The organism is Haloarcula terrestris (genome assembly GCF_031624315.1).
GTDB classification, from domain to species: Archaea; Halobacteriota; Halobacteria; order Halobacteriales; family Haloarculaceae; genus Haloarcula; species Haloarcula terrestris.
This window is the reverse complement of sequence record NZ_JAMQOM010000005.1, coordinates 151,397-169,532: the sequence shown is the minus strand read 5'-3', so window position 1 is coordinate 169,532 and position 18,136 is coordinate 151,397. Positions and strand designations below refer to the sequence as shown.

The 18,136-nt window shown below is 61.3% G+C and carries 14 protein-coding genes; 5 read left to right on the top strand and 9 right to left on the bottom strand.

What is annotated here, in order from left to right:
• Positions 1-138: 138 nt before the first annotated feature.
• A complete protein-coding gene (locus NDI54_RS13840) occupies positions 139-1,338 on the bottom strand; it encodes an alanine--tRNA ligase-related protein (protein ID WP_310897023.1) in 1,200 nt (399 codons plus the stop codon).
• 96 nt (positions 1,339-1,434) lie between these two features.
• Here NDI54_RS13840 and folP point away from each other — a divergent pair, with 96 nt between their 5' ends.
• Positions 1,435-3,834, top strand: a complete 2,400-nt coding sequence (gene folP / locus NDI54_RS13835; RefSeq protein WP_310897022.1) for a dihydropteroate synthase — start codon at positions 1,435-1,437, stop codon at positions 3,832-3,834.
• 25 nt (positions 3,835-3,859) lie between these two features.
• Positions 3,860-4,093: a hypothetical protein gene (locus NDI54_RS13830; RefSeq protein ID WP_310897021.1), complete on the top strand. Its 234-nt coding sequence runs from the start codon at positions 3,860-3,862 to the stop codon at positions 4,091-4,093.
• A gap of 63 nt (positions 4,094-4,156) precedes the next feature.
• On the opposite strand, the gene NDI54_RS13825 is transcribed toward NDI54_RS13830, so the two are convergent.
• Entirely contained in the window at positions 4,157-4,579 is a 423-nt protein-coding gene (locus NDI54_RS13825) for a hypothetical protein (RefSeq protein WP_310897020.1), read from the bottom strand.
• Positions 4,580-4,682: 103 nt separating this feature from the next.
• Between NDI54_RS13825 and NDI54_RS13820 the strand changes: the two genes are divergently transcribed.
• Positions 4,683-5,285, top strand: coding sequence for a hypothetical protein (locus NDI54_RS13820; RefSeq protein WP_310897019.1), 603 nt, complete (start codon positions 4,683-4,685; stop codon positions 5,283-5,285).
• A gap of 75 nt (positions 5,286-5,360) precedes the next feature.
• Here NDI54_RS13820 and NDI54_RS13815 read toward each other — a convergent pair whose 3' ends face one another.
• The gene (locus NDI54_RS13815) at positions 5,361-7,121 is read right to left on the bottom strand and encodes a BCCT family transporter (protein WP_310897018.1); all 1,761 of its coding nucleotides are present in this window, start codon (positions 7,119-7,121) and stop codon (positions 5,361-5,363) included.
• Between the two features lie 400 nt (positions 7,122-7,521).
• On the opposite strand from NDI54_RS13815, the gene NDI54_RS13810 reads away from it, so the two are divergent.
• The gene (locus NDI54_RS13810; protein WP_310897017.1) at positions 7,522-7,683 is read left to right on the top strand and encodes a hypothetical protein; all 162 of its coding nucleotides are present in this window, start codon (positions 7,522-7,524) and stop codon (positions 7,681-7,683) included.
• A gap of 6 nt (positions 7,684-7,689) precedes the next feature.
• Here NDI54_RS13810 and NDI54_RS13805 read toward each other — a convergent pair whose 3' ends face one another.
• From NDI54_RS13805 to NDI54_RS13780, 6 genes are all read right to left on the bottom strand, one after another.
• A complete protein-coding gene (locus NDI54_RS13805; RefSeq protein WP_310897016.1) occupies positions 7,690-8,133 on the bottom strand; it encodes a universal stress protein in 444 nt (147 codons plus the stop codon).
• A gap of 301 nt (positions 8,134-8,434) precedes the next feature.
• Positions 8,435-9,682 carry a threonine ammonia-lyase gene (gene ilvA, locus NDI54_RS13800; protein WP_310897015.1) on the bottom strand — a complete coding sequence of 416 codons (1,248 nt, stop codon included), beginning with the start codon at positions 9,680-9,682 and terminating at the stop codon, positions 8,435-8,437.
• A 56-nt stretch (positions 9,683-9,738) separates the two neighbouring features.
• The gene (locus tag NDI54_RS13795) at positions 9,739-12,288 is read right to left on the bottom strand and encodes a GcvT family protein (protein WP_310897014.1); all 2,550 of its coding nucleotides are present in this window, start codon (positions 12,286-12,288) and stop codon (positions 9,739-9,741) included.
• Positions 12,289-12,586: 298 nt separating this feature from the next.
• Positions 12,587-12,958, bottom strand: coding sequence for a hypothetical protein (locus NDI54_RS13790; protein WP_310897013.1), 372 nt, complete (start codon positions 12,956-12,958; stop codon positions 12,587-12,589).
• 5 nt (positions 12,959-12,963) lie between these two features.
• Positions 12,964-14,103, bottom strand: a complete 1,140-nt coding sequence (locus NDI54_RS13785) for an aromatic ring-hydroxylating oxygenase subunit alpha (protein ID WP_310897012.1) — start codon at positions 14,101-14,103, stop codon at positions 12,964-12,966.
• Positions 14,104-14,250: 147 nt separating this feature from the next.
• Complete coding sequence (locus NDI54_RS13780; protein WP_310897011.1) at positions 14,251-16,824, bottom strand: GcvT family protein; 2,574 nt, start codon at positions 16,822-16,824, stop codon at positions 14,251-14,253.
• Between the two features lie 336 nt (positions 16,825-17,160).
• Here NDI54_RS13780 and NDI54_RS13775 point away from each other — a divergent pair, with 336 nt between their 5' ends.
• Positions 17,161-18,117 (top strand): succinylglutamate desuccinylase/aspartoacylase family protein, encoded by a 957-nt coding sequence (locus tag NDI54_RS13775; RefSeq protein ID WP_310897010.1) that lies wholly within the window; start codon positions 17,161-17,163, stop codon positions 18,115-18,117.
• The last annotated feature ends 19 nt before the right edge of the window (positions 18,118-18,136 follow it).

Here is an 18,136-nt window from a genome sequence, read left to right as displayed (position 1 = left end):
GACTAGTCCTTCCCTACACCACCGTAATAATGTTAGTGAACCTGACACTACCGGAATAGGATGTGTTCCAGACGGACAAGTCCCACATCATGTCGCTCCGCTTACGAGAGTGGTTATACCACGGACCGAATAGACAGTTCAGGCGTCCCGCAGATACTCGACGACAGCCTCGGGTTCGGCGTCCAGACCGCCCCCCTGTGCGAGGGTCGGTCGACCGCCGCCGCCACCGCCGAACTCATCGGTCACGTCATCGATAACGGTGTTCGCGTCCGTCTCGCCATCCGTCCCGACAACGACAAACGTGGCCCCATCCTGTCCGGCGAGGACGACGATGTCAGCACCGAGTTCTTCCCGGTCGCCGAGGCGGTCCGCGACGGTGTTCGGGCCGACAGCATCGACAGTGCCCACGAGCCACTCGGTGCCGTCCCGGTAGTGGGTGTCCTCGGCCAGCGCGGCCAGTCGGGCGTCGAGGAGCTGCTCGCCGAGTTCGTCGAGTTCGCTCTGCAGTGCCTGTTTCTCTTCGAGCAGTTGTTCCGCTCGTCGTGAAAGGGAGTCAACGCTCGTATCGAGTGTGTCCGCCGCGCGGGTGGCGTTTCGCGTTTCGTCGATCTGTCGTTGGATCGCCGACGGACCGACGGCGTACTCGACTCGGACGAGGTTTGCGCCTGGGTTGGAGACATCGAGGACCTTTATCGGGCCGACTTCGCTGGTAGTTCGGACGTGCGTGCCGCCACAGGCGGCGATGTCCCAGTCCCCGATTTCAACGATACGGACAGTGTCTGTCGGGTTAGCGTCATCGCCGAGGTTGAACACGATGTCGTCGCGCTCACTTGCTGCCGCAACGTCCATCTCGTACCAGTCCACGTCCAAATCGTTCCAGACCGTTTCGTTCGCCATCCGCTGGACGGTCAGCGGGTTCACGTCGCCGCTTGCCGTCGTCTCGAAATCTAGCCGGATGGTGTCTTCACCGATGTCAAACCCACCGTAGGCGTGGTCGTCGAACAGTTTCCGCCCCGCGCCGTAGATGACGTGACTCGCGGTGTGGGCCCGCATACTGTATGTCCGGGCCGAGTCGTCGATCTCGCCCTGAACTGTGTCACCCGCTTCGAGGTCCGGTTCGGCAGCGAGCGTGTGGACGGTCACGCCCTCCTGTTTCTGAACATCAACCACGTCGACGCCGGCGAGCGTCCCCGTGTCGGCCGGTTGTCCGCCGCCTTCCGCGTAGAAATACGTCTCATCGAGAGTGATTGTCCGGCCATCGACAGTTCGCACTTGCGACTCGAAGGACCTGACATACGGCTCCGCTGCTGCGAGGTTTACTGGTTTCGCTTCGCCCATAGGGTCTCTCTCTGGGCGTACGCAAAAAATTCCGCGCCTCCCGGGAGCCGACCGATTGGCGATACATTAATCAGGCCGCCGCTGACCAGTTATGGTATGGACTACCACGAGTCGGCGGCCTACCTGCAGTCGCTACAGCGTCGGCGGCCTAAGTTGGGGACCGACACGACGGCGCGGATGCTTTCACATCTCGAGGACCCGCACGACAGCTTTGACAGCGTTCAGATCGCCGGGTCGAACGGCAAGGGCAGCACCGCTCGCATGACCGAAAGCGTCCTCAGAGCCGCGGGTCTTGATGTCGGACTGTTCACTTCGCCGGGCCTGAACGGATTCCGGGAGCAGATTACCGTCAACGGCGGCCGGATACCGAAAGAACGGGTAACGGAGTTCGTTGAGCGAATGGAGCCCTGCATCGACCAACTGGCCGCTGAGGACGACAAGCCGACGCATTTCGAGGTACTCACTGCGCTCGCGCTGTACCATTTTGACGCTGAAGATGTCGACGTTGCCGTGCTGGAGGTCGGTATCGGCGGTCGATACGACGCCACGAGTGCTGTGGACCCGGTTGCAAGTGCCGTCACCAGCATCAGTTTGGAACACACTGATCTACTCGGCGATACAGTCGAGGAAATCGCCCGCGACAAAGCGCAGGTCTCACCCCGAGACCGCCCGCTCGTGACAGGAACCACCGGCGCTGCCCTCGAAGCGATCCAAGAAATCACCGACACCGTCACCGTCGGCGGCGAGGACGCCGATGTCACCGCCGTCGAGAACGGCATGCGCTCGGCCGTCGAGAACCGCATCTCGCTCACCGGGCCGGACTGGGCGCTCGAATCGAACCTCAAACTGCTCGGCCAGCATCAGGCCGAAAACGCCGGCGTCGCAGCAACGTTGGCCCGCCAGCTACTTGATATCGACACGGCAACGATATCCGATGGATTGCGGGCGGCGTCGCTTCCGGGGCGGTTCGAGGTCCGTTCGACCGACCCGATGGTGGTTCTCGATGGGTCTCACAACCCCGGCGCGATGGAGACGTTGACCGAACTCATCGAGCGGTATGACTACGACGACCTCCACGTCGTCTTCGCCGCGATGCGCGACAAGGAATACGGGCAGATGATCGAGACGCTGCCTGCCGTTGAGACTGCGTTTGCCGCACGGCCGGATCTTGACCGAGCAGCGAGCACTGGATCTCTGGCTGGGGCGTTCGAGGGGCACGCGTCCCGAATACAGCAGGTCGATTCCGTTCCCGAAGCCACCGAGCGAGCGATAGCTGCAGCCGACGCGGACGATTTCGTACTTGTGACCGGCTCGCTCTACGCAGTTGCCGAAGCCAGAGACCGATGGAGCCGACTGGTCGTTCCCAAAGACAACTGCCAGCGGACCCCAACGGGAGGGCCAAGTGAAACTGAGATCGGGTCCGGCGTTCGCCAACGCGTTCTCTCAGTCACGATGCGGCGCACCCAGGCCGATGTCGTGACACAGCAGCTAGAGGACTGTGGTGGCACCTGTACCTGCTCGACGCTGGGGACTCCGGAGAAACTCGTCGAGACGACCCTCTCGGGAACGCCACAACAGTTGCAACAGCTGATCGACCGACTGCGTTCAGCGGGGCACGGACTCGGTCGGCTCGCCACGCAGCTCCAAAACACGCTGTCTAACAGGGACTTCCCACCACCCTTTGACGGCGAGGAAGCAGCCGTAATGGGCATTCTCAACGTGACGCCGGACAGTTTCTACGACGGCGGCGAGTACAATCGTCGTGACGTTGCGGTCCGTCACGCAGAGCAGATGATCGAGGCCGGCGCGGATATCATTGATATCGGCGGCGAGAGTACCCGCCCCGGCGCAGAGCCGGTGCCCGTCGAAACGGAAATCGACCGCGTGGTGCCCGTCATCGAGGCCGTTTCGTCGCTCGACACAACTGTTTCTGTCGATACCCGGAAAGCCGCCGTCGCCGACGCGGCGCTGGACGCCGGTGCTGACATCGTCAACGACGTGTCGGGGCTATCGGACCCCGAAATGCGGTTCGTAGTCGCCGAACACGACGCGTCCATCATCTTGATGCACAGTCTTTCGGCTCCGGTGGACCCGGGGCGGTCCGTGACTTACGACGATGTCGTCGGAGACGTACTCCGGGATCTTTCGGAGCAGATCCTGCTGGCCGAGCAAGCCGGCATCGACCGTGAACAGGTGATCGTCGACCCGGGCTGTGGCTTCGGGAAGAACGCCGTCGAGTCGTTCGAGCTGGTCGACAGACTCCACGAGTTTCATGCCCTCGGCTGTCCGGTGTTGCTGGGACACTCGCGGAAGTCGATGTTTGCGGACATGAGCGGCCCGAGCGCGGACAGGCTGCCGCCGACCCTGGCCACGACAGCGCTGGCCGCTGAACGCGGGGCCGATGTTGTCAGAGTCCACGATGTCGCAGAGAACAATGCCGTGCTCAAGACGGTCTCAGCAACGGCGTCAAGAGCATCAGGGTCCCGGAAACACTGATGCCTGTGCCGCCCGTACGTCCGGTATGCTACTGTTTCAGATCCAACTCGGTTCGGGCCTGCTGGAGTCCGTCGGTCAGATAGCGGCCCTCGCCGGGACCCTCGTTCTCTTGCTGATGATTGTCGGCCTTGGGGCGTTTGCGTACAAGAGCCTCAGGGGAGACGGTATCCGCTGGCCCGACGACACAGAGGAGACAGAGGGCCCGGAAGACGGCGGCGTCACCCAGGGGAGCAACGACGACGAGTGGAAGTACTACTGACGGTCGGCCACTGTTAGGGAGCGACTACGGGTTTCCGTCCGTGACCCACGCCCATAGCCTGTATCAGTCGTCATAAGAATGTTCGAACTCCCAGTGGTAGCGACAACCCGTACAGGTCGCCCATTCGGGAATATCGAATCGCTCGGGGTGGCGCTGCCCGTGTTCCATCCGGTTTCGGCAGACGGGACAGGTGAGATACAGGAGTTTCAGGTCGGGGAACTCGTCGTGACTGTACTCGCCGACACACCGCGGGCAATCAATGTTGTCCCGCACGTTGTGTTGAAAGATCTCCGACTCACATCGCGGACACTCGACCGTCGCCGGTGGTCGACTGGCCCACCCGATATCGCCGTCGTACGTCGTCGTTGCCGTGTCTACACTTGACAGCCTGAACTTGTTCGGCCCGTCACTCCGCTGGAGTGGCGTGGCGACCCGCTTGCCAACCCAGACAAGCTTCGAGAACAGGACTCCGAGCCATCCAGACACTGTCACATGGTATGTATTCTGACGGCTTAAATTTCCGGGACCCCATCGCTGACCCGGTGGTGGCGGTCGGTAGGTTTTCACGGCGACCCACGGTATGTGTGGTATGGGTTTTGATGCAGTCGGCAGTCTCGCACTGAGCGTCCTCGGACTGCCAGCAGAGCCAGGCAGTCTCGTTGTCGGACAGCTGGGGCCCGCCACCGAACTATCCAGGCCGCTCCGCGCGCTCGTCTCGTTCGTTGTCGTCCTCGTGATCGGCGCACTGGTCCTCAGGCTGCGCCGGGACTCCCTCGACGAGGCTATCGATGCGATCTCGGACAGCCCGGCAACTGCCGTCCTCTACGGCGTCGCGGGGTACGTGATAGTCGGTATCGTTGCTCTGTACGGGACAACGACACTGGCCCAGATGAGTGTCGCCGGCGGCATATTGGTCCGCCTCGGAATCATCATCGGGGGCGCGTTTCTCCTGATACTCACTGCGTTTGGGTTTTTAGTGGTCGGAACGCTCCTCACCCAACTTCTGCGCGGCCGCCACCCAGCACGCGGGCTCCTTCTCGGCGCGTCGCTCAGTGCGATCACGTGGGTCCTGTTCTCGCCCGCTGGCAGTATCGTCTCCAGTCTCGCCATCGCCGCGTTCGGAATCGGGGGCTCCGCACGCGTCTGGATTCATTCCGAACGGACGGTCGAGACAGAACTAAACGGCCGCTAGTGGGAGTGTTTCCGGCCTCGTAGACCTACGAGTGCCGCCGCTACCGGGCGATAAAAACTGAAAAACGAGAGAGAATTAATCGGTGCCAGTCGCCGTCTCGTCACCTGGGTCCGAGATATCTGTTACCATCTCGTCGCCGGCGGTCACGACATCCACGTCCTCGCGTTCAGAGAGGTCCTGGATGGTGTCCGCGAACTCCTCGGATTCGAGTATCTGGTACTCGTTGTCGAGCCCCAGATACACCGTATAGCACATCAAGCACAGGATAAGCGCGAACGGGAGCCCTGTGGTGATTGCGGCCGTCTGCAGCGCCGTCAGCCCACCGCCGATGAGCAGGATGGACGCGACCAGTCCCTCGGTGAGGGCCCAGAAAATCCGCTGAACCCGTGGAACGTCGTGTTTCCCGCCCGAGGTCAAGTGGTCGATGACCAGTGATCCGGAGTCAGATGACGTAACGAAGAACGTGATGACCAGCAGGGTCGCGAGTAGCCCGCTAATCACGCCAAGCGGGAACTGCTCTAGCAGTGCGAACATCGCGACGGTCTGGCCGAGTTCGTTGTAGGTCGCCAGGGCCTGTCCGTTCCCCTGAAGCGAATTGAACAGCGCGCTGCCGCCAAACACTGACAGCCAGAGCGTCGAGAACATCGACGGGAGGAACAGCACGCCTAGGACGAACTCCCGAACGGACCGGCCCTTCGAGATACGCGCGATGAACATCCCGACGAACGGCGACCACGCGATCCACCAGCCCCAGTAGAACACGGTCCAGGCGGTCGGGGTCCCGTTTGCCGCTTCGTTGAGCGTCCCGGTGAAGAATCCGAGGGCGAGGATGTTGCCGAAGTACGCGCCGAGTCCCTCAACCCACGTCCCGAAGATGTACACCGTCGGGCCGACGATGACGAGGAACCCGAGCAGTGCAAACATCAGGTAGAGATTGAGCGTGCTCAGGCGTTTGACCCCGCTGTCGAGCCCCGCCGCAACCGAAAGCGTCGCGATGAGCGTGATCCCGGCGATGAGCGCGACCTGCGGCCAGGTCCCTGTTGGGATACTCACTGCGCCGAGCATGTCACCGCCAACGTAGGACAGCCCCGTGTTGACCTGTGCGACACCGAGCCCCAGCGAGGTTGACAGCCCGAACAGCGTCGCGAACACCGTCACGAGGTCGATAACGTGGCCCGGCCAGCCGTAAATCCGCTCGCCCAGCAGCGGCCAGAATATCGACCGGAAGGTGAGCGGGAGCCCGCGATTGAACGAGAAGAACGCGAGGCCGAGTCCCACTAATCCGTACACTGCCCAGGGATGGAAGCCCCAGTGGAAGAACGTCTGTGCCATCGCGGCGGACGCTGCCGCACCGGTTCCAGCCTCGGCCCCGAAGAAGCTCGGGGGAGTCTGGAAGTAGTACAGCGGCTCTGAGACGCTGTAGAACATGAGGCCGATACCCATGCCGGCGCTGAACAGCATCGCCATCCAGGAGAAGTCGCTGAACTCCTTTTCGGCTTCGACGCCACCGATTTTGATTTTACCGTACTTGCTGAACGCGAAGTACAGCAAGGTGACAATAAAGATGTTGACGGCCAGCAGGTAGAACCAGCCGAAGGTATCCCCGATGGTGTTGAACAGCCAGGTGTAGGCCGATGACGCGGCGTCACCCATCAACACCGTCACTGCGATGAACAGCGCGATTATCACGAGCGCTACCGGGAAGACAACCGGGTGAACGTCGAAACCGGCCGCCTGAATGTTCGTATCGCCGGGTTCGCGGTCGGATTCAGGGTGGAACAATTCGACCTGAAGTCCGTCCGACATTCCGTCGGTTGAGTCATCACTGTCTGGCATACGTTACCCCTCTCGAACGCGGTACTGGTCTGCGTTGTCTCATTGTCATGATCGCGGTTTTGTTCTGTCGTAATGTGTGGCCACCTTCACGCAAGGACATCCCAGCGCAGTATGCCTGCGTCACTCACATCCCGATTGTTTGACTGTGCTCGACTCGTCGGGCGCACCGTGCCCGCAGTTGAACGTTTTATGTGCTATACACTCTCATACACATCAATTGATGCAAGTATTATAAAAGTTCACCTTAGACCCCATATTTGACGGACTGCAGTGGGATGCTGGTCCGTCTCGCCAAATTTGTAGGGTAGTTGAGAGACTGAGTTTCCAAGGTCGCTGCCAGCGTGTTACCCGGCCTTGCAGCATGGCGCGTTTTTATTTCGGCCTCGGTCCTACAACGACTATGACACGGTTACTGGCGACAGGAGCAGCCGCACTCGCAGCGCTTCTGATGGGCATCGGTCTCGTGGGGATGACGGTGGGCGACTTTCGACTCGCGGGATTCAGCTTCCTCAGCGCGAGTCTGGTGATCTACGTACGTGAGACCCGGCTGGTAGATGCCTAATGGTGGTCACAGATCGTTGATGTCCATCCGCTGACTGATGACCGGAACACGCGACGTTCGGACCACTTTGTCCGTCGTTCCGCCGATCAGGTTCCCGAGTTTGCCACGGAACGCCGAGCCAAGGACAATCGCGTCCATGTCGTTTTCCTCCGCGAATTCGACGATTTCCTCGCTGGGTGCGCCGGTCCGGAAATGCGTCTCGTAGGCGACCCCGTGGCCCTCGGCAATCTCCCTGAGATTTGCCAACATTTCTTCGCCGTAGTCCCGATACTCCTCGCGCATCTCATCCTCGTCGTCTCTGAGCCCAAGCGCCCGGGGAGCGCCTGGGAGGTCAATTACGTACAATGCATGGACTGTCGCATCGAGTGCGGCGGCGAGTTCGATGCCGTGTTCTGCCCCTTTCTGGGATTCGTCGCTGCCATCATACGGAACGAGTATGTGTTTGTACATGCTAGCTAACTCGTTTGTATTTCCACGACAAACTTGTTATAGGTTTCCCCGCGTAGATAGTGGTGTTTCGTCTAGCAATAATGAAGTAGAGAGCCCCCGCGTTCTCCGCTCACGCTCCGGTAGGTGGCCTCTCCGCCGGGGTTCGCTGAGAACGCGGCTCCTTTCAGCCCCATCGAATATGGCGTGTCCAACCGGCTAGGGGGACTTTCTGGTCGTTTGTGATTCGTAGCCACTAACTAAACACTAGCAGAAGAATTCGGATCAGCGGTCTGACGGTAGTTTCTAGGGCTATAGCGGTCGGTTACTCCTTCCGCGCGATGTTGTCGACTGTGTAGCCCTCGTTGCGTATCGCTGTGATGATCGACTGCGCGTGCTCAGCACCGCTCGTCTCGACGTTAAACACGAGGTACGCCTCGCCGATTTCCAGATTATCGACGGACCGCTCGTGGCGAACGTCGTGGATGTTGGCCCCCTGGCTGGCAATGACTCCCGAAATCTCTTCCATCACGCCGGGGCGGTCGTCAATGCGAACACGGAGCTGCAGGAGCTGTTGGCGTTCCGCCAGCGCGTGTATGAGTACCTCACGCATCTGGGTCATATCGAGGTTGCCGCCACAGAGCAGCGGCATCACCGTTTCACCCGACACGTCGAGACCGTCGCTCAGGATGGCTGCCACTGAGGCGGCCCCAGCACCTTCCACGACCTGCTTGGCCCGTTCCATCAACAGGAGTATCGCCTGTGCGATATCGGTGTCCGAAACGGTCACGACCTCGTCGACGTTCTCTTGGATGATGGCCAGGGTCGTTTCCGAGATACCGCCGGTAGCGATGCCGTCGGCGATGGTGTTGACCTCGTCGAGAACGACCGGGATCCCCTTGTCCAGGCTTTCGTGGACGGTTTCCGCGCCGGTCGCCTGCACGCCGACGACGCGCGTTTCGGGCGAGAGGTGTTTGATCGCCGTCGAGATCCCGCTGATGAGCCCACCGCCGCCGATGGGAACCACGACTGTGTCAACGTCGGGGCAGTCGTGGTACATCTCCGCACCGAGCGTTCCCTGTCCGGCGATTATGTCCAGGTCGTCGTAGGCGTGGACGAACTCGGCGTCGGTCTCCTCGACGACGGCCTGGGCGTGTGCCATCGTCTCCTGGAAGTCGTTGCCGACCAGCTCGACGACCCCGCCGTAGCTTCTGGTCGCGTCGACCTTGGCCTGTGGGGCGTTTTCCGGCATGAAGATCGTCGACTCCGCCCCACATTTCGTCGCGGCGAGGGCGACGCCCTGCGCGTGGTTGCCGGCGCTGGCGGCGACGAATTCGTCTACGCCGTTTGCGACTTCCTGTGAAATCTTGTTGTACGCGCCCCGCGTCTTGAACGAGCCCGTCCACTGGAGGTGTTCCATCTTCAGGTACACCTCCGCGTCGACAAACCCGCCCAGCGATGTGCTTTGCTCGACCGGTGTCTTCTTCACGACGGTGTCGTCGTCGAGGCGTTCGCGGGCTCGTTCGATATCTGCGTACGTGACTGGTAGCGTGTCCGATTCGGATTGTGTCATGAGTTCGTTTCGTATCGGGTCTTACCCCGGAGTCGTCAGTTCGTTGCTCGGTCCCATCATTTGAGGATGCGGTCCCGGCCAGGGTCAAAGAGCGGCTCGTCGCGCACCGTGGCGTCGTATGTCTCTCCCTCGCACTGTATCTGGACCGACGTGCCGGCCTCGGCATACTCGGACGGGACGTACGTGTACCCGATGGACTCGTCGATGCTGTAGCCGTAGTTCCCGGCCTGCACGTAGCCGATTGCCTCGCCGTCTTTCAGCACCGGGCGGCCACTCAGCATGATATCGGTCGAGTCGTCAAGCGTGAGCGGCGTGATCTTGTTGTCGATGCCCTCGCTTCGTGCGGTCTCCAGTGCCTCCTTGCCGATGAACTCGGTGTCCATATCGACGGCAAAGGGCAGGCCGGCCTCGAAGGGGTTCGAGTCCGTGTCGATGTCCGTGCCCCAGAGCCGGAAGCCCTTCTCCAGGCGCATCGAACTGAGCGCGCCGCCGCCCATCGGTCGGACGCCGAGGTCCTGTCCGGCCTCCCATAGGGTCTCCCAGAGGCGCTGGCCGTACTCCGTCGGCGTCCACAGCTCCCACCCGAGTTCACCCACGTACGACACTCGTAGCGCGATGACCGGCACGTCGCCGACGTACATCTGCTTTGCTCGGAAGTACGGGAATCCCTCGTTGGTCACGTCCTCGTCGGTACACCGCTGGAGGAGGAGACGCGCGTTTGGCCCCCAAAGGCCGATTGTGGATTTCGCACCTTCCTCGATGTGGACCGACACCGTCTCTGGAGCCTCGTCTTCCAGGTGGCCGCCGTGGATGCCGGGGGAGTTGCCGCCGCCAGTCGTTACCATGAATTCCTCGTCATCGAGTTTGACGACGGTGATGTCGGCGAGGATGCCGCCACCGTCGTTCAGCAACAGCGAGTAGCGGACTTGCCCGGTTTCGATGTCCATGTCGTTGCTACAGACCCGCTGGAGGAACGCCTGGCTCCCCTCGCCCTCGACCATGATCGAGCTGAACGTCGTCATGTCGAACATCGACACCTTGTCGCGGGTGTGGAGATGCTCGGCGGCCTCGATCTTCGAGCGGTTGATGCCCTGCCAGCCGTCTTGATCGGGAATCTGATCCTCGTAGCGCTCGACCAGATCGCTGTTGGACTCGTACCACTGCGGGGTCTCCCAGCCGCCGCTCTGGTAGAACTCCGCACCGAGTTCTTTCTGTTGGTGGTAGAACGGGCTCGTCCTGATTCCCCGGTGGTCGTCGGGCTGCCACCGCGGCTCGACGATGCTGTAGACCTGTTCGTAGCGCTTGGCTCCGCGGTCGACGAAGTAGTCTTTCTCGCCCGCGTGGGGCTCGAATCGGCGGACGTGGATGCCACCGGTGTCGACCGGTCCGGACGGCAGTCGTGGCGTGCCGTTTTCCATCCATTCCGCGAGAATACGGCCGTAGCCGCCGGAGTGGGTCCACCAGATCGCCAGCCCGGTCCAGAGCCCCTCGACCTGTGCGGTCTCACCAACGGCCGGCATGCCGTCGGGCGTGAACACGAAGATGCCGTTCTCGGTCGCTTCGTAGTCTACGTCCTGTGTCGCCGGCAGCAGTTCGTCGAACGCCTGCTTTGCGGACTTGTCCCGCCCGCGGTGGCTCGGCGTCTCCCAGTGTTTCTTCGTGAATCCGCGAACTGAGGCCTGGTGCTCCTCGGTGTTCTTGCCCATCGCCTCGGGGTCGACGGAGAGCGTCTCGTGGTTGTACGACCCAAGACCGAGTGCGTTGCCGTGCGTCCGGAAATACAGCGAATGGTCTTGGTCGCGGCCGACCGGCTGGTGTGGACCCTCGCTCATGTACTCCGCGATGGAGCGGTCACCCGGCACGTCCAGCCCGGTCGTGTTGTCGCCGACCGAGGTTTCGACATCGAGTTCGTCCATCGGTTCCGTGACGACGTACTGGTGTTCGACTGGAGCGATTGGCAGGTCCAGCCCGGCGAGTTGGCCGGTCTGGTAGCCCCAGTTATTCGTCGCAATGACCGCTCGTTCGCAATCGATGCGGCCCTGATCCGTCTCGACGGCATTGATTTCGCCGCCCGACACATCCAGGTCAGTAACCTCCGTGTTCCCGTAGAACGACGCCGAGGAGTTCTCCATGTACCACTGGAGCGCACTGATGCCGTCAACACGGCCGTCAGTCGGGGAGTAGTAGCCGCCGAGGATTTCGTCCTCGTCGACCAGTGGGAGATGCTCGGTCACTTCCTCCGGTGAGAGCAGTTGCGGCTCCGGCAGGCCGTAGGAGGTGGCCCACTCTTTGCGCCGCCGGAGGAAGTCCATCCGCTCCTCGCTGCGGGCGATTTCGATGCCACCGACCTCGTCGTAGACGCCGGCATCTGAGAGCAGTCGGCTGGTGTAGTGGGCAGCCTTCGTCTGAATCTTCGACGGCGACGTTTGGAACATGATGCCGGGCGCGTGGACGGACGAGCCGCCCGTCACCGGGAGTGGTCCCTGGTCAATGACGGCCACGTCCTCCGCGCCAAGCTCCGTCAGATGATACGCGACGCTACACCCGACGGCTCCGGCACCGATAACAACGGTATCCGCCCGAGATGGGGGAGTCTCTGTGCTCATATATCTCATTTTGGACTGCTTCTGTCACAGGGATAAAAACATCGGTGGCCCGAATACCTTCTCAGATAATTCCGTACGTAGAGGTCTCCTATGGTGCATAGATGCCAGAATAGGGGTTCGGAGCGAAACGATCCAAAGCGCCGGTCACGACGAACCTCAGCATTCTACGCAGCTTACAGTTTCTGGCAGACGGCTAGAGGACAGGCCATTGCGAACAGAGTGGCTGCTGCTGTGAGTGTGTGACCAAATCAAGGCAGTCAGGTAGGTCACCGTGGCCGATATGACGGTCGGCGACCCGTCAGACCGGTCGGAGGTGATCGGCGCGCGGTTCCCAGAGCGAGCCGCTCATCCGCAGTTCGTACACTTCGCTCAGCGTGTCCCCGACAGTCCAGCCCTGTTTACTCATCGCGGCGGCGAGAACTCCCAGCGGAACCCCGTTCTTGAAGTAGTCGTCTAACCCCCGGAGGACAGCGTCGATACTGTCCGCGCCCGGGGCCTCAGTGACTGCTGGATGCTCCGCGAACACCCATTCGAGATCCGTGTCCATCAATCCCTGCTGGCGTCGATAGAACGCAATCACCTCGTTCGCTGTCGACGCTTCCACGCGGGCACCTGTCTCGGTGGCTCGAGCGACGAAGGACACGTCTTCTCGCTGGTCTGTCTGTGACACCGAAGTCAAGCTTCGTAGGCCTCCTGTGCGAGTCGGTGCAGTTTGTGGACGGTGTGTTCGTTCGGCCCCAGTTGTGCCTGGGCGAGCGCTCCGGACTGCAGCCCTTCGTACTGGCGTTCGACGAGTTCGAAGTCTTCCTCCTGTAACTGGCGGCTCGTCTGGACGAACTCCTGTTCCTCGTCAGTCATCTCCGCGGAGCTGAAGTAGTAGTCAGCGATTAACTGGAACCGCCCTTCGTCAATCGGGTCGATAATGTACGTCCCGTACCCGTCGGCTGTCCCGTACATGTTCACCGTGAAGTTCGGCCAGAAGTAGTAGAACTTCGCCTCCTTTTCGTCGTGGATGCGTAGCTCGTCGTCGACATCCTCGTCGTGGGTGTAGTGCAGGATCCAGTGGTAGTCGTTGACTTCGAGGTTGGACCCGTCGAGTTCGATGTCGGTTATCCAGTCCTGATGGTTCGCGTGGCAGTGGTCGCATTCGGAGTAGTTGCCCGCGAACGTCTTCCAGTTGCAGTCGACTTCCGACACGTACCGCGCTGCGTGTTCGTACTCCTCTAGGGGCATGTCTTCCAGCTCCGTTTTCAGCGTCCCCGCCTGCTCGGCCAGCGGCATTGGGTCGTCGGCGAAGTTGAGGAAGACAAACGGTCCGATCCGGTCAGTCTGGACCTCGTTGAGTCCGTTGTCGCTGGCATCTAAACTGCAGACCTCCTCGTCATCCAGGTCCGGGTTGAGCCCCGCCTCCTCGAAGCTCTTTGGCGTGCTTTCGAGGTCGCCGTCCAGGTCATACGACCACATGTGATACGGGCAGCGGATGCGGCCCATGTTTCCGGGGTTGGTCATGGGCGTATCCTCGACCATCTTCGAACCGCGGTGTGCGCAGACGTTGAAGAATGCGCGTATCTCGTCGTCGTGGTCGCGGACGATGATCACTTGCTTGTCGCCGATCGTTCGCGTGAAGTACGCTCCTGACTCCGTAATCGCGTTCGCGTGTCCGGCGTACACCCAGTATTGACCAAATACTTTCTCTTTTTCGAGTTCATGTACATTCGGATCTGTGAAATATTTCGCCGGGAGTGCGTTATTTTCGTCAGTTATCTCGGGGCTTACTGCCATAACATCATCACTTGTCTGGCTCCAACTTGTCATGCGTATGTATGCCCACTTGCCAGACCCATCATCGTTGACTATGGATAGCACACGTGTTTAAATAATACTGAAAGAGTACTGAGATACTTGCGTCAATCAAAAAAAGAACGGCCCGCAGTCACGGCATCTGGCGTTCGTTTCCCAGTATCAGGATACTAACGGTTCCTCGCGGACAGTCGCGTCGTAGCGCTCGCCCTCGTAGAGGATTTCGACGCTGGTACCCGGTTCGGCGTACTCGGGCGGCAGGTAGGTGTAGGCGACACATGCGCCCTCGGTGTAGCCGTACTCGGCGCTGTGGAGATACCCGATGGTCTCGTCGCCGTCGAGCACCGGCTTGTTGTCCAGCACGACAGCCTCCTCGTCGTCGAGGGTCAGACAGGCGACCTTGTGGTCGATGTTGTCGCCGTCGGCGGCCGCCGCGACGGCCTCCTTGCCGATGAAGTCGGTTTCGAGGTCGACGGCCCAACCGAGACCGGCCTCGTAGGGGTTGTGCTCCGTGTGGAGGTCCTTCCCCCAGAGGCGGAACCCTTTCTCGATTCGGAGCGAGTTCAGCGCGCCGTTGCCGTAGGGGCGGATGCCGTACTCCTCGCCGGCCTCCATGATGTGCTCCCAGAGTTGTTCGCCGTACTCCGAGGGCGTGTAGAACTCCCAGCCGAGTTCGCCCGCGTACGAGACGCGGAGCGCAGTCACGGGAATGTTCTTGATGAAGAACTGCTGGCTCGTGAAGAACGGGAATGCATCGTCCGAGAGATCGACATCGGTGACCTTCGAGAGGACTTTCCGGGCGTTCGGTCCCGTACAGACCATCGCCGCCAGGCTGGAGGTCACGTCGTTGACGACCACGTCGTCGGGCGACTGCTCGCGCACCCACGCGACGTGGTTGTTTCCGACTTCACGACCGGTAGTCAGCAGGAGGTATCGGTCCTCGTCGGTTCGCGTGACCGTGATATCCGCACGGACGCCACCGCCCTCGTTACACATCAGCGTGTACTTCACGTCGCCCACGTCGATGTCCATGTCGTTCGTACAGAGGTACTGGATGAACTCGCCGGCGTCGCTCCCGATGACCTCCATCTTGTTGAAGGAGGTCATGTCGTGGAGACCGACGTTCTCGCGGACGTTCAGTGCTTCAGCGCCTTCGATTGGCGACCAGTACTTCGCCTCCCAGCCCTCGCGGTCGGGAATCTGGTCGCCGAACTCCGCCAGTAGGTCGGCGTTGGACTCGAACCACTGTGGCTCCTCCCAGCCGGCCTCGGCCCACAGTTCGGCGTCGTACTCCTTGTGGGTGTGGTACATCGGGGTCCGGCGGATGTCGCGCTGCTTGTCCGTCCAGACCCACTTCGGGTGCATGATGTTGTAGACGATGCGGTACTCCTCGCCGCCGATATCTCGGGCGAAGTCCCAGCTCCCCTCGTGCTCATCGAAGCGGTTCACGTCGCAGTGGGCGAGGTCGATTGGTCCTTCGGGCAGCCGCGGAACGCCGTGTTCCATCCACTCGGCGAGGGCCTTCCCGGCTCCACCGGCGTGGGTGACCCAGATCGCTGCCGCCGTCCAGAGGCCGTCGTACTCCTGGACCGGCCCCATCACGGGAAGCCCGTTGGGTGACTCCGCGAACATGCCGTTGTACTTGTGTTCGAGTTCCTTCCCGGCCGTCGCGGGCAGCAGTTCGTCGCTGGCCTGTCGGGGGGCCTTGTCCGGTCGGTCCGGATGGGTCGCGTTGTCCATGTGATAGTCGGTAAACTCGTGGACCGACCCCTGCTCACCGTCCGGGTCGTTCCCGCCGAGTTCCATCGGATCAGGGACGATGGGCTCGTGGTTGTACGAGCCGATACCGTAGGCGTCCCCGTGGTTCCGGTAGTACATCGCGTTGTCCTGGTCGCGGAGAATCGGTCGGTCTGGACCCACCAGAAGCCGCTTTGCCTTCTCCCCGGAGACGTTCTCGTAGTTCTCGAACAGCGGGTGGTCGGTGATGTCGACCGCGCTGTCGGCCAGTTCGTCGAGCGATTCCGTCATCGTGTACTGGTGCTCGACCGGCGTGACTGGCAGGTGCACGTCCAGTTTCTCACCGAGTTGTCGGGCCCAGATGTTCGTCGCGACAACGACCTCGTTACACTCGATGGTGCCGTTTTCAGTGACAACAGCCTGTACTCCGCTGTCTTTCGTTTGTACGTCCTCGGTGCGCGTGTGCGGGACGAATTTCGCGCCTCTGTCCATCGCTTCTCGGGCCAGTGCGTCACATGCGACGACGCCGGACACCTGCCCGTCTGTCGGGGAGTAGTAGCCGCCCTTGATCTGGTCAGCGTCGACCAGTGGGAGATGCTCGGTGACTTCCTCAGGGGAGAGCAACTGCGGGTCCTCGATGCCCCAGGCCTCGGCATACTCGACGCGGCGCTGGAGGAAGTCCATGCGTTCCTCGCTGCGTGCGACTTCGATGCCGCCCGTTTCGGAGTACGCCTGGGTCCCGTCCGCCCCTTCAAGATCGGAGTACAGACGGCGGCTATAGTCCGCAAATTGGCCGAGTACCTTCGGCTCTGCGGTCTGGAACATGATCCCGGGGGCGTGCGTCGACGATCCACCCGTGGTAGGCATCGGTCCCTGATCGACCACGACAACGTCCTCGCGGCCGAGCTCAGTCAACTGGTACGCAATGTTGCAGCCGACGATTCCGGCACCGACGATGACGGTGTCGGCTTGGGTCGGCAGGCTATCGGTTGGCTCCATAACTCTGTATGAAATCTACGATGGCGTGGCAATATAAGTACCGCCTGGCCGGTTCTCTTTGCAACCGATCAGAAAAACGTCATATAGTGTTTCAGAATAACAGGGGTACCGTTGTTAATAAATGTATGTCCCCTATGGTGGTTTGCACTCCTGCCCAGAGTGAAGTCGCATCTCACAATTGCGTATTTGTGAATCAAGTTATGTGTTATCACTCCTCCTACTAAGCAGTTGGGCAGATTGTCGCTTCGCTCCGTCAGCAGACCCCCAATCGGATGGCGGCGACATCGACTAGCCCCACTCCCGGTGTTTTTTGTTCGCGCGCTGCTGGGCTACGGTATGGAATACGCGTCCGTCACACACACAGCGACTGACCGGCGGCTCGGACGGCTACCGTCGGGGCGGGACGTGTCCGTGACTGTCCACCGATACGTCGGTGGGCCCGGACCGACAGTGTACATCCAGGCGGCGCAACACGGTATCGAACTCAACGGCCCGGCCGCGTTACGGCGGCTCCACGATCACCTGATCGACGCGACCATCGCCGGGACGGTTATCGTCGTTCCGGTGGTGAACCAGCTTGCCTTTGACCACCGGTCGTACATGACTCCCGGCGAGTACGACGTGATGAACCCGAATCTGAACCGTGTCTGGCCGGGAGACGAATCCGGCAGCTTACAGGAACAGTTAGCGGCTCGCCTGTGGGAGCTTGTCGAAGACGCTGATGCGGCGGTCGACCTCCACACCGGCACGGCAGACATGCTGGCACACGTCAGGTGTCGCGCGGGTGACCCGGTCGCCGAGCGCCTCGCCGAAGCGTTCGGAACCGACTACAGGCTCATCGACGGCACCGAAGACGATAGCGGCGATGAGCCCGATGGGACGTTCCGTGCCGCGGCTGCAGCGGCCGGTATTCCGGTCATCACCGCAGAGTTGTCGAACAGCCGCCGGATCGCACTGGGGGCGGTCAAAGACGGTGTCGATGGCCTCCAGAACCTCCTGCGTGAGCAGGCTGTCCTCCCAGCGGCGGCGGACGTGCAGGCCGACCAAACAGTGCTCCGAAACGACGGGGAGCCGGTTACTGCGACAGCATCGGGGTTGTTCGAGTGCCGGACGGATATCGCCATCGGCGACACCGTTGACGAGGCGGAGCGACTTGGAACTATTTACGACCCGTCCTCGTTTGAACAACAACAAGTCGTTTCAGCGACAGAACGAGGCGTGCTATATTCGCTCGCTAGAGAATCTGTCGTCGTGAAGGGCGAACGTCTCGCCGGTATCGCGACACCGTGCTGACCGGTATCCGTTCGATAAT

Excerpts from the sequence above, each read along its gene's own strand:
- NDI54_RS13840 (WP_310897023.1), bottom strand. The coding sequence starts at position 1,338 with ATGGGCGAAGCGAAACCAGTAAACCTCGCAGCAGCGGAGCCGTATGTC.
- NDI54_RS13830 (WP_310897021.1), top strand. The coding sequence starts at position 3,860 with ATGCTACTGTTTCAGATCCAACTCGGTTCGGGCCTGCTGGAGTCCGTC.
- ilvA (WP_310897015.1), bottom strand. The coding sequence starts at position 9,682 with ATGACACAATCCGAATCGGACACGCTACCAGTCACGTACGCAGATATC.
- NDI54_RS13820 (WP_310897019.1), top strand. The coding sequence starts at position 4,683 with ATGGGTTTTGATGCAGTCGGCAGTCTCGCACTGAGCGTCCTCGGACTG.
- folP (WP_310897022.1), top strand. The coding sequence starts at position 1,435 with ATGGACTACCACGAGTCGGCGGCCTACCTGCAGTCGCTACAGCGTCGG.
- NDI54_RS13785 (WP_310897012.1), bottom strand. The coding sequence starts at position 14,103 with ATGACAAGTTGGAGCCAGACAAGTGATGATGTTATGGCAGTAAGCCCC.
- NDI54_RS13815 (WP_310897018.1), bottom strand. The coding sequence starts at position 7,121 with ATGCCAGACAGTGATGACTCAACCGACGGAATGTCGGACGGACTTCAG.
- NDI54_RS13780 (WP_310897011.1), bottom strand. The coding sequence starts at position 16,824 with ATGGAGCCAACCGATAGCCTGCCGACCCAAGCCGACACCGTCATCGTC.
- NDI54_RS13805 (WP_310897016.1), bottom strand. The coding sequence starts at position 8,133 with ATGTACAAACACATACTCGTTCCGTATGATGGCAGCGACGAATCCCAG.
- NDI54_RS13795 (WP_310897014.1), bottom strand. The coding sequence starts at position 12,288 with ATGAGCACAGAGACTCCCCCATCTCGGGCGGATACCGTTGTTATCGGT.
- NDI54_RS13810 (WP_310897017.1), top strand. The coding sequence starts at position 7,522 with ATGACACGGTTACTGGCGACAGGAGCAGCCGCACTCGCAGCGCTTCTG.
- NDI54_RS13775 (WP_310897010.1), top strand. The coding sequence starts at position 17,161 with ATGGAATACGCGTCCGTCACACACACAGCGACTGACCGGCGGCTCGGA.